This window comes from Lysinibacillus sp. NPDC056220, assembly GCF_049315265.1.
Taxonomy (GTDB): Bacteria; Bacillota; Bacilli; order Bacillales_A; family Planococcaceae; genus Lysinibacillus; species Lysinibacillus pinottii.
Window position 1 is genome coordinate 41,448 of sequence record NZ_JBMOXD010000010.1, and the last position, 12,338, is coordinate 53,785.

Consider the following 12,338-nt stretch of genomic DNA (forward strand, 5'->3'; position numbering starts at 1 on the left):
GGGAAAAGAGCTAAAGGGTGTTTAGCAGATGGCAATCATTAAAGTGAAAAAAATAAACATAAAAAATTTACGGAATGTACGACATGGTGAGATTATTCTGGCTGTTAACTTTGAGACCTTCTTAAAAGCAAATGTTGTTGGACTATACGGACAAAATGGCTCAGGGAAGACAACCATTGTTGATGCGTTTGGTTTATTGAAGACCCTTATCTCAGGTTGGCTTGCTGAAGTGAAGCTGCCCTCGCAAGAGAAGCGGCTAATTTTAGCAGGCGAGGATACAGCCAGTCTTGATTTTGAATTTTTAGTTGAGAATCAATTTGGTACATTTTTTGTCCATTATTATGTAGAGCTGCAGGAGGATCAACATCGGCTCTATACAACACTGGAACGTCTCACGTACCGAGAAAATGACAAAGGAAAACGCTCAAAGGTGTTAATGGCTATGACAGAGAATGGTATTCAAATTCGTAACTCTCATTTGCCTGATATGAGTGAACAAGCACGTATTCAATTGCTTGTTATTCAACAATTAGCAAGAAAGGAATATCGATCCTTTCTCTTTCATAAAGATTTGAAGCCATTATTACAGGAACGGCTTACCGAGCAAGAAATACAGCTGCTCCAAAATATGGCCGTTGATTTTAATCGAGATTTACATGTAGTGAATAATCAAAATATTGCTCCCCTATTTGAAGAACGTATCATGCCATTTAGTATTCATTTAGAGAAAACAAGAGGGCAAATTCCGTATGATTTAAAGGGTCCTGCATTATTGCCAGAGGATGAATTCTATGCCTTATGTGAAGTGATTGAACAGAGTAACCGAGTGCTAGCTGCTATTATTCCAGGTCTAACTATTAAAATCAATATCATTACAAAGCAAACAATGGATGATGGTGGACAAGGCATCCGTTTTGAATTTTTATCGCAGCGTGGAGAGCAGGAATTACCCTTACGAACAGAGTCTGAAGGGATATTGAAGATTATTTCAGTTCTTAGTGTATTGATTGCCGTATATAACAATCCAAATGCTTGTGTCGTGATTGATGAATTAGATTCAGGTGTTTTTGAATATTTGCTAGGTGAGTTGTTAACAGTGATAGATGAGGATGGAAAAGGACAGCTTTTTTTCACATCCCATAATCTACGAGTGTTAGAGGTGCTAGCTATTAAAAATTTATGGTTTACGACAACGAATGAAAATCACCGTTATATGCAGTTAAAGGGCATTAAAGAAGTAAATAATGCCAGAGATGTCTACTTGCGTGCTATTCAGCTTGGCGGCCAGGATGAAGAGGTTTATAAGGAGACTAAAACATTTAAAATTAAGCGTGCTTTTCGTAAGGCAGGTGTGCACCATGACTAAAAAAGTACTTTTAATCATTGTTGAGGGGCAGACGGAGCAAATTATTTTAGAGGATTACTTGGATGCTTACTTCGCGAATGCAACTATACGATTTGATGTCCAGCGTGAGGATGTATTAACAAAATGGGATGCCCATAAACGCATCCCGAATATTAAAAACAGTGTTATACGGGTAATCCAGAGTTATTTAGAAAAATATAAATTTTTGGCGAAGGATTTAACTGCTGTTGTTCATATAACAGATGCAGATGGTTGTTTTATTGCACCAGAATGCGTCCAAGTCGATGAGAAAATTGAGCAAAAATTGTTTTATACTGAGGAAGCCATTTTAGTGAAGTCTAATAAGCGTAAGGAGCAAATTGAACAGCGCAATGAGATGAAGGCGAGAAATGTCAGAATTTTAATTGCCAATGACCATTTTAGTATTAATCGCTTAAAAGTGCCTTATCAATTATTTTATTTCTCTACAAACTTAGAACATGTACTATGGGATGAACGCAATGAAATCCCAACAGAGAAAATCCACAAGGCGGATGAGTTTATAGAAAACTTGTCTGGTACAATCGAAGATTATTTAAAGGCTTATTTGCCAGTCGATACTGAATTACCATATAGGGAAAAAATGAAAAAAAGCTGGTCATATTTAATGGAAGGAAGCCATTCATTACAGCGAGGAACGAATGTACCCCTTTTATTTGAAATGATAAAAACAGACGTACAATAAAACAGGTGACATATGTTTCGTCACCTGTTTTTGTTTTATATCTCTTAATGCGTTTGTTCATAACTTCGAATATGAGCTAAAATGGCTGGGTCCTTAATTTTAGTATCTTCACTTAGCAATAAAAGCTTTGCCATAATTTCAGCTGTCCGTGGATCATCGTCCACCATAGGTAAAAATATACGTCCACGATGCTGAGATGGGACTGCGACAATCGGTATCATCGAACCACCGACTTGATGAACGATACCGCTGCCTAAATGCAAGGAATAGCTTGCTAATTTACCTTCAATAAGGACATGTTGTTTTTTAGTTTCTACGTTGGATAGTTTTAATAATTTAGCTAATTCTTCAACGATAATACTCCGCATGTCAACAGTAGAATGACTGGCCTCAGGGTCGACACCACCAACATGGGCAACGCTGACAACGAGGTCCATATCCCGCATAACCTCGGAGAAGATTGCGGCTGGAATATCATCTAAGACGATATCTTTTCCTGTTAAACGGTTGTAGAAATAAACACCTTCGATTGTAGGTGCTTCGATTTCTGCTGGAGTAAACCAGTCTGCCTGCGCATACAAGGAAGCCACTATATTTTCTTTGTAATACACCTTACGAGGTCCAGTTTCATAACTAATTTGCCAGCCTCGTGTTTTTAACAAGGCTACTGTTTGAGATGGATTGACTTGATGTCCCGCATAACGCAATGATTGTTTTCGTCCTTTTTCGTCTGCATTTATAAGGTATAGTTCACGGAACACTTGTTTAAATGGCTGTTGTATTTTGTGCTCGAACATATAGGCTTGCCATTGTCTCCATTGACCACTTTCAAGAAGATGATAAGGATGAGCAATCATTAAGGTTGTTGTTGGAGCCAAATTCACAACGTTACCTGATAGTACTTGTAAGCCCTCTGGTGTTATCATCCCAACATGCTCGCCGCTAATAAAGACAAGCTTTTGTAAAAGAGGAGCTAGAATTGGGTGAGCTAACAGGTTGATTAGCTCTTCCGCTGAAAATATGGTTTCTAATGCCATTGCCTGCTCAAGTGCTGGACGTGCACGTTTATATTGCTCTTGCAAATCTTTGCGAGCTTCTTGAAGAATGACAACGTCAGCATGCTTTTTTAAAGCAGTAGGTATGTTTTTTAGTCGTTTACCATCTTTTTCAACAATTATCGTAATAGTTGCATCTTCTTCGATTTGTAAATGCGCTGTTATTTGTTCGATAGGCTGTGCTTTAAATAAATGCTGAATATCGATAAAGGCTGATAATTCCATTCGCCATATGAAGCGAGTGGCTTCCCCATCTCCAGCATTACGGGCTAAATTTTCTAGTGCAATACTAGCTGCTCGTGCCTCACTTGCCCTACGTTGAGCGCCAAATTGTTTACTCTCCTTTAAAAACTGTTGAATAAATTGGTAACGATCTAGAGCATCTTTGTCATCTGCTGATTTTAAAGGAATAAGTCCAAGTGCACGTAGTTTATCTTTATTGCGCTTTTCTTGAATTTCTTTCATTAATGGTTTCGGACTAAGTTTGCCAATGGCTGTATCTGCATATAACTGAGCTCGACGATGGTTGGCTCCTTCAGAAGCATATTTTGCTGCATCATATACAACTTTAAATTTCTTCGAACCTAATGTTTGGTAAGCACTTTGGAACCATGCTAAATCAAAGGCGCCATCACCAAAATCTTCTGCCGTTATGCTGGAGAAGAGAGCTATCTGATCTTTGGCAAAATCTGATAAAGAATCTGTAGTATGAGCGATAAAATACCAAGCTGATTCCTTTAGTCCTTCCCAGTCAATCACTTCACTGACAAGGTCAATCCAATGCTGGTTATACATCATAGCTTCAATTAAACGCTCTTTAGAAATCTCTGTTTTTTGCCATGCTTCTTTTAATTGCTGTGCCGTTTCTTCTTTTTTAGGATAGCAGCTAGTTAAAAGGCGGGAGAATACATCTTTCTTCGTTTCAGCCTGCCATATATAGCCTCGCGAAAGCTTTTCACCATCAAGTGCCTGTAAAATTTGCAGGAAATAATCAATCCCTTCAAAGTAAGAAATGCTACTAGCCAGCTTGGTAACAGCTGTTGGAGTATCACCACGCTTCAGTTCTATAGCTAAGATGCGATCTATAGCTTCATTACGAATAGCAAGGAAATCCGTTAAGTCATCAAACGATTGATAGCGATCTAGTAGTTTACTTGGTTCAGTAAATATTTCTGAGGCAAGAGTATTCGTAAAAATGGCTTCATATAAATGGTCTTGCTTTAATAGACCAGCTTTAAAGGCATCTAAATATTGGAATAATGATAAATCGTATAGAATTGGGCTATAATTTTCTTTTTGCATACGTTTTGTTAGCTCTTCATTGATGGCAAGCATTTTAGCATAGTCTTCATAAGTTGCATAATTCGATAGTCGATCGACAAATGCCTCAATAATATCTAAGTCGATAATTGTAGAGGTAGATTGATAGTAGTAATAACCTTTATCTCTTACATTCACTTGCCATTGATCAGCAGGGATTTGATGTAATAGCTGAAGCACAATACCAGCTGCCTGATTGAAGCTATTAAATGCCGGTGTATGTCTTTCTAGTAATGAAACTGCTTCTGTATGCAGTGTTGTCTCTCCTGAAATATTTTTGATATCTTGTGACAAAACAGAAAAAATTTGTTGAAGTGTATAGTGATATTTCAAGGAATTAAATTGAGCAACATATTTTTTTATTTCTTCATACTGAAAGAATGGTTGTATAAGAACATGGGCTGCTTCAGAAAGGTCATGCGCAGCAGGGTATTCAGATAGATGACTATAAAAATTAAAATACGCTAAGTCTTCACTGCTAAAGGATGATGATTGAATCCATTGAACAATAGCCTCTGGGATAGGATAAACATCCAAACTAGCATGTCGCTGACTGTCTGTTTTAGTGGCCAATATACTGTATTTTTGTCCTAAAGTAGTGGTCATTTTAGTGTCATTCCATTGAAAAGTTTCATATTCAAAATCAGCATATTCATCAAGAATATGAATAAGTTGCTCTAACTTGAAGAGAAGCTTATCTAAATCATATTGGAAAAATTTTTCAATGGGTGTAGGTGTTTGTACATATAAAGGTATAAGCTGTTGCCAAGGTTCTTCACTGTTCATTTTGATGGAGCTATTGGTAATGCTATCGTATGAAATAGGGGCATGTGGTGTATACAAGCCAAAGCCATTGCTTTCGTTATATTCTGGTACATCCCTTGCTACTAATTGTTCTAAAAATACTTGTTCATTTTTTGTTATCTTTGGTAATAGTGAGCATAATGCCGTAATTTGCTCGTTAGCTAAATTGTAGTCCTTAGAGGCCTCTAATAATAATTCAAGACCGCCAAGCCTCTTTAGCTGTTTATTATCTTTTATTAATCGTTCAGCGCTTTGCAATACATGATCTTGTGGTTGTACTTTCAAGAGTGAAATAGCTTCTTTTCGCAGAGCCCCAGATTTATTAGCTAAAAGATCCTCAATTTTTGCTATTTCTTCTTGGGTTGGTGTCAGGGCATGTATTTTTTTTAATGCAAGGGAACGATTGATAGAGCTTCGATCTCGTAAAGAATTGAATAGAAATTCACGCTGTCCTTGTGTGATTGGATCAAGACAATAAATATTCAATAGACCAATCCTACTTGATGGTGGATAAGCATCTGAACGTGCGATGATTCGTTGGAATAACTCTTCATCCTGAAGATAATGCGCAAGAATGATTTGTGTTGAAATTAAGTCTTCGAATGACAAGTATACAAAGACAAAAGATAAAGGCTTGCCTGTAATGGATAATCCGTCTTTTGTCATTTCATTTTTTGCCCATTCAAGCTGTTCAAATAAAGGATATTCTATGCCTTGTAGCTGTGAATTTTCTTTCATAAAGCCTTGAAGTGTTTTTTCCCATTCGTTATCTCTCGCATATTCACTATTTATATAGTGGTTGGCATGAATGAAATTATTCCATGCAAATGCAAATAACTCGATATCCTTCGTTGTTAAAATTAATTCCTTCACAAAAGGCGCTGTAAAGGAGATTTTTGATAGATTCTTTAAAAAGGCTAATGTTGTAAGCTGAATATGCTTGTCTCGCTTTAAGAGATCAGCTAATAGCAATTCTAGCTTCGTATAGTCTTTTGTAGAAGTCGCCCATAATGCGACGTAAATATCAATGGTACGTTCACTTTTTAGCAGCTGTTCGGTGAAATGATCATCTTCCATCGCTTGGATGGCTAAAGACAAAACTTCTTCCGTAATTTTTTGATTTTCAAAGCTACTATAGCCAAGTCCCATCCATGTATCGACCGCTCGAATAACAGAGGAGAACCTTGTTAGTTGATGTTCCTGGATAAGTTTCATCATTTTTAGTTGTGCATCTAGATTCCCATGGTCAATATTTTCTACAATTGCTTGTCGAAGCCCTTCTTGACGTGCAGCCGCTACTAATAATTTACCAAGTGCTTCATGCATCCGACCATTGCTTGATTTAAAAATGCCACGAATGAGGGGATGACCGAAAAAGCTACTGCGGTGCTCATCAAATAAAATACTTTCTATCTTTTCTTCAATGATAGGATTTTCTAAGGATAACTCTTCAGCAAGCAATTGCTCAAATACATGAAAGCTCATTACTTTTTCATTTTCGTTTTTCAATACATAGGAGCTATAGTTAGGGTATGTACCATGCTCATATTGGCTGTGGTGAGCTAGTAAATCTTGTAAACCAATTTCCTCAAATGTCAGCATCTCCTCTATTAATTGTAGACATTGAAAAAGATGATCTTGTACGGACGAGGCTGACCGAAATGAGCGACGTAAACTATCAGTTTGGAATATCGTAGCATCAAAACGTAAAGCTAATTTCTTGATATGGAATGCCCGTTCCTGTGAAGCAAAAAGTGTAAGCACTTCTAATAATGGTCCGCTAAATAGTTCCTCTAGTGATTGAACGTGCTGTTCTGTAATAAGCTGTTCAATATCATAATTCCGATTGTCCATATATTTTAGTAATGCAGCCGCTAATGGCTGTATAGTTGACGGTGCTGTGTCAACTATACTTTGAAAATGTGTTTTTTGTTCATGTGAAAGTGTCATGAAACATTCCTCCTTACCAAATTCGTCCTGCAAGCATTGTTAATTTAATAAATGTAAAAACATCGTCCTCCTGTACAGCTAGTGGTGAGTTAAGCGAATCTATGGTCTCCTCATTATGAAGGACTAAAAAAAGTTCATCTTGAAAAGCTTGGAGCATTGTAGAGACGGCTTGGTCTACTGGTTGGAATGAATCGTTTTTTTTCTCTCCAAAATGGACTTTGCCGTACTGAGCAGCATGATCTAATTGCTGATCGGTTAAATATAGATGGAGAGGCGTATCTACCATTTTTTCGTTATATTGTTGTACCTGTTGTGTGACAATCTTTATAAGTAAATCCTGTAAATTTATGACAGGCTCTTCGATAAAAAATGGAATCTTTTGAAGCTTACGTGATTTCTTACCGATTACTTTTTGTTGGTAAAATAAACGCAATCTAACACCTCCTTACAATAATTTCATTATACAAGAGGGGTAGCTATGAAAAGAATAAGGCATACGAAGCTAGTTGCATAAATATTTTTGGGAAATGTGTAACAAAAAATAGTGTATTACGGATGATTTGTAAGGTAAAAAGAGGGGGAAGTTCTGCTAAAGGATACTTCAAAAATAGAACGTTTGTACGATTATTTTCGTTGGGGTATGTATCATTTTGCGCTCTAACACAAATAGTAGAGAAAAGACAGAGGATGTTACGCAAGTATTTTTCAGGAATAAATACGTATGGAAATATATACTAAAAAAGAAGGTGCTTTTCTTACTTGAACAATTATTTGCCCAAGCTGTAAAGCTATTAAAAAATCCATTCCTGCTTCTAGTGAATGGATTTTTTATGAGATTTCTAGTAAGACATCATTTCATTCCTTATTTCATAAACTTTATAGGTATGATTTATCAAGCTAGAAGGAGGCAAAGTCATTCAAATACATGTTGTACGGGCTGGCGAGTCTTTATGGGGTATTGCGGAGGCATATGGGACTACAGTTCAAAGTATTGTAGACGCCAATAAAATTCCAGAGCCAAATCGTTTAGTCGTGGGGCAAGCACTCGTTATTCCAATTGTCGGCAGTTTTTATTATGTACAGCCAGGAGATAGTCTATGGTCAATCGGGCAACGATTGGGTATTAACTATGTAACACTTGCACAAGTAAATGGTATTAATCCAAACCAACCATTAGCTGTTGGGATGAGATTATATATTCCGCAACCACCAAAAACCAGAGCAGAAACGTTAGCATACTTAGAACCAAGGGGTACTTCTGTTAGTGAGGTGCTTTTGGATCAAGCCAGAGAAGCGGGTCCCTATTTAACATACTTGGCTTTATTTAGCTACGAAGCCAGACGAGATGGCACCTTACGGATACCGCCTAGTCAAGGTGTACCTCAGATTACGGATGATACTGGGGCTTCTTTGGCAATGGTTGTTACGAATCTGGAAAACTTCAGTTTTAGTGGAGAGCTAGCGAGAGATATTTTTCAAAGTACGGCTGTTCAGGATTTACTCTTTGATAATATTCTTGCAGAGGCTAATAAGCTAGGTGACGTTAAGGATATCCATTTTGATTTTGAAAATTTACCAGGCGATCAACGAGAAGCCTATAACAATTTTTTAAGAAGAGCTGTGGAGAAGTTTCATGCTCAGGGTTACACAGTATCTACTGCGTTGGCTCCAAAAACAAGTGCAAGTGATCGAGGTCCATGGACTGCGGGACATGATTATAGGGCACATGGTGAGATAGTGGACTTTGTTTTACTAATGACCTATGAATGGGGTTATTCAGCAGGACCACCAATGGCTGTTTCCCCACTTCCTGAAGTGGAGGAAGTGGTCAAGTATGCGGTGAGTGAAATACCTGCAGGCAAAATTATGCTGGGACAAAATTTATATGGTTATGATTGGAAGTTACCATTTGTTCAGGGGGGGCCTATTGCAGAAGCATTGAGTCCTCAACGAGCTATTGAGACTGCCAAACGTTACAATGCGGCAATTCAATATGATTGGAGAGCACAAGCTCCGTTTTTTGAATACTATGATGAACAAGGTAGGGCACATATTGTATGGTTTGAAGATGCAAGATCCATTCAAGCTAAATTTAATCTTGTTAAACAATATAATCTTCGGGGGATCGGCTATTGGAAATTAGGACTACCATTCCCTCAAAATTGGCTATTAATTGGTGCTAACTTTGATGTGGTAAAGAAATGATATGCGATAGAAGAATAGGGTTTACCCAATGTATTTTCTGCGTAGTTGGTAATTATCTGTAAAATTGTTTCTAAATATAGGAATCTGTATTATAATTATGGTAAATTGTATTTTAGGAGGGATATTTTGGGTAAATTTAAAAAGTTAGGAATCATTTTAACATCAACAGCTTTTTCTGTTGGTATGCTAGCACCAATATCGCAGGCATCAGCAAATGTAAAGGAATCATCGGAGCGTATTGAAATTCAAGTAGCTTCAACTGAAACAAAAATTACAAAAAATATGCTGATAAAAAAGCTCCGTTCACTATTCCCGGAAGAGTTCAAATTTGTAGCGGATCAAGATTTTAATTCTGGACCTGGACATTTCTATAGAGATGATACAACGGTTCGATATGAACTAAATTTCTATAAAACCATTAAAGGTAAAGATGTACATGGTAGTTTTGTATTTAAGGGTGATGATTTAGAATTAGAACACTTTTATTATCAGCCTGCAAATATGGCAGAGGCAATCTATCCAGCAAAGTATTCAGAGAATGAAGCACAAAAAATTGCGCAAAAATTCCTGGGTAAATTTGTGAATTCGGATAATTTTAAACTTCGAGATGATAATAACGAATATGGTTTTAATATTACTAGACCGTTATCAGAACCAATTACTTACTCCTTTACCTATTCACCAATTTATAATGGGGTTCTTATTGGAGATCAAAGTATAACTATTAATGTTCTGGCAAATGGTGATGTTACCGGGATGTCTAGTAATGCAGAGTCTATTAGTAAAGCTTCTTTTGATAATTTAGATCAAAAAAAGAAAGAAGAAGATGTGTTGGCGCAAGTTCGTGAAAACCTAGCTATGGAACTTCGTTATTATATTGATTATGATTACAGATCTGACCAAAGTAACGTGAAGCTTGTTTATGCGCCTGTTACAGGGTTCAATGGTGTACATGCTCTTAATGGGCAATGGCAGACAGCAAATGGCTTCACTGAACAGTTGCCGAAGACAAAGAGTGTTGAAAAAATTTCAGCACAATCGCTACCTCCAAGAAAGAACGGTATAACGGCAACTGAAGCTGAAGAATTCGCAAAAAATTTCTTAAAAGTTGATGAGAGTAAAGCAAAGCTTACGATCGATTTAGTAGATGAAAGAGAAAATGACAATGGTGAGACGATCTACTCTGTAAACTATACGTATATGTATGGCAATGGTGGATCGGGTAGCTCTTTAGAAATTAATAAGGCGACAGGTGAGCTAGTTCAGTATCATGACCTATCGAGAGACTTTTTAACAGATAACAAAGTAAACGCTATTTCTAAGGACGCTGCATTGAAGAAGGCAATCGATTACTTAAAGGAATGGGCACCTTCGTATTTACATGAATATTCAATGCCAATAGAGGATGCTGTATTTGATCAATATAGTAAGGACTATTACTTCACCTTCCCACGCATCATGAATGGAATTGCAGTTGTAGGAGATGGTTTACATGTAGGGATTGGGGCTGATGGAACCTTACGCTCATTAAGTGTTAATAAGCAGAAGATAGATAACTGGCAGCCGATTAAAAATGTCATATCAGCTGACAAAGCAAAAGAAGCTTATAGCAAAGCACTTACATTGCAATTACAATATGTAAAACAAGATACAGAGAGTAAACTACATTACGATTTAGTCTATGCGCCTACTTACAATGGCAGTTTATATAACCAGATAGATGCTGTGTCTGGTGAATGGCTAAATAATGTAGATGGCTCCACAGAGAAACCAGTTATTTCTCATCCAACAGCTGCCAAAGAGTTGAACTATTTATTCAATCAAAATGTGTTAGATGTAAAAGATATAGCAAACTTTAATGCGGACGCTGCTGTAACAAAAGGAGAAGCATTGAAAATTTTATTGCATTCCTTAACATATGGTTACTATGGTAGTGGAGATGGAGAAAAGCAATCCTTCAACAATATTGATAAAAAACATCCTCTCTATGGGGTAGTAGAGCAAGCTGTTAAAATGGGCATCATTCAGCCAGCTAATCAATTTGCATTAGATGCTACTCTGAGTCGTCAAGAGTTCGCAGAGTGGTCAATCAAACTATTACAATTAGACAATGTTGCTAAGTATAAGGATATTTATAAATTAAACTTTGCTGATGCAGCTTCAATTGATCCAGCGTATACAGGCTATATTGCATTAGCAAATGGTATGGGTCTGATTGACGCACAGCAAAATAACTTTAATGCTACGAAGAGTGTGTCATATGCTGATTTAGCTGTCTCAACAGTCCGTTTAGCAAAGGCTATTCAAGAAAATAAAGTTGATCGCAACTTCTATTATTAAGTTATATGTCATAAAAAGGGCATTTCCTCATTAGAGGAGATGCCCTTTTGGGGTTAGTTTATAGCAGAATGGGGAAATAATATGAAAAGAAAGGAGTGTACAACTAGATGAAATTAAAATTATTATTAGCGATTTCTTTCGTAATGGTTATATTGTATGGCTGTAACAAAGAAGAGGTGAAGGATGTACCTACTAATGCGCCGGCAGATCAGAATGCTTCACAACAGACTGGTGATACGCCTACAGACCAAGTGACATTCAATTTTTTAGAGTTTTCATTAGATGTTGATTATTCTGCTACGGAGTCATACGAGGTAGAGTATGAAAATAAAAAAACAGGTATCTCAGCGAAGTTACAGGATGATCGACAAAATGTAAAGTTACAGGGTGATGAAGCCTATACAAAACTAGAGCCGTTATTTAAGCAGTTAAATTTTGATTCTACCACTCCAAATGATGAAGTGATTGATCAAGTAATTAAAGTTTTTAATATTGAAGATAACTATCAGTCCATTGAAGTCGAAGTAGAGTTTATGGACGGAAATGAGAAGGAATTCAAACGACTACCTTAAAA

General features: G+C 37.0%; 7 protein-coding genes. 5 read left to right on the top strand and 2 right to left on the bottom strand.

Annotated elements, in window-relative coordinates:
* Positions 1–28 precede the first annotated feature (28 nt).
* A complete protein-coding gene (locus ACOZBY_RS20110) occupies positions 29–1,366 on the top strand; it encodes an AAA family ATPase (RefSeq protein WP_012291947.1) in 1,338 nt (445 codons plus the stop codon).
* The gene (locus ACOZBY_RS20115; RefSeq protein ID WP_036164141.1) at positions 1,359–2,090 is read left to right on the top strand and encodes a hypothetical protein; all 732 of its coding nucleotides are present in this window, start codon (positions 1,359–1,361) and stop codon (positions 2,088–2,090) included. The genes ACOZBY_RS20110 and ACOZBY_RS20115 overlap by 8 nt, the downstream gene beginning before the upstream one ends.
* A gap of 44 nt (positions 2,091–2,134) precedes the next feature.
* Here ACOZBY_RS20115 and ACOZBY_RS20120 read toward each other — a convergent pair whose 3' ends face one another.
* Entirely contained in the window at positions 2,135–7,219 is a 5,085-nt protein-coding gene (locus ACOZBY_RS20120) for a DUF4132 domain-containing protein (RefSeq protein ID WP_422762637.1), read from the bottom strand.
* A 13-nt stretch (positions 7,220–7,232) separates the two neighbouring features.
* On the bottom strand, positions 7,233–7,652 hold the full coding sequence (locus ACOZBY_RS20125) for a hypothetical protein (protein WP_036164143.1): 420 nt from the start codon (positions 7,650–7,652) through the stop codon (positions 7,233–7,235).
* 599 nt (positions 7,653–8,251) lie between these two features.
* On the opposite strand from ACOZBY_RS20125, the gene ACOZBY_RS20130 reads away from it, so the two are divergent.
* From ACOZBY_RS20130 to ACOZBY_RS20140, 3 genes are all read left to right on the top strand, one after another.
* Positions 8,252–9,424 carry a glycosyl hydrolase family 18 protein gene (locus ACOZBY_RS20130; RefSeq protein WP_422762638.1) on the top strand — a complete coding sequence of 391 codons (1,173 nt, stop codon included), beginning with the start codon at positions 8,252–8,254 and terminating at the stop codon, positions 9,422–9,424.
* A 126-nt stretch (positions 9,425–9,550) separates the two neighbouring features.
* Positions 9,551–11,764, top strand: a complete 2,214-nt coding sequence (locus ACOZBY_RS20135; RefSeq protein WP_422762639.1) for a YcdB/YcdC domain-containing protein — start codon at positions 9,551–9,553, stop codon at positions 11,762–11,764.
* A gap of 107 nt (positions 11,765–11,871) precedes the next feature.
* A complete protein-coding gene (locus tag ACOZBY_RS20140; protein WP_012291954.1) occupies positions 11,872–12,336 on the top strand; it encodes a YusW family protein in 465 nt (154 codons plus the stop codon).
* Positions 12,337–12,338 lie beyond the last annotated feature (2 nt).

What these genes read in the sequence shown, in the direction of transcription:
- ACOZBY_RS20110 (WP_012291947.1), top strand. Translation starts at nt 29, where the DNA reads ATGGCAATCATTAAAGTGAAAAAAATAAACATAAAAAATTTACGGAAT.
- ACOZBY_RS20115 (WP_036164141.1), top strand. Translation starts at nt 1,359, where the DNA reads ATGACTAAAAAAGTACTTTTAATCATTGTTGAGGGGCAGACGGAGCAA.
- ACOZBY_RS20120 (WP_422762637.1), bottom strand. Translation starts at nt 7,219, where the DNA reads ATGACACTTTCACATGAACAAAAAACACATTTTCAAAGTATAGTTGAC.
- ACOZBY_RS20140 (WP_012291954.1), top strand. Translation starts at nt 11,872, where the DNA reads ATGAAATTAAAATTATTATTAGCGATTTCTTTCGTAATGGTTATATTG.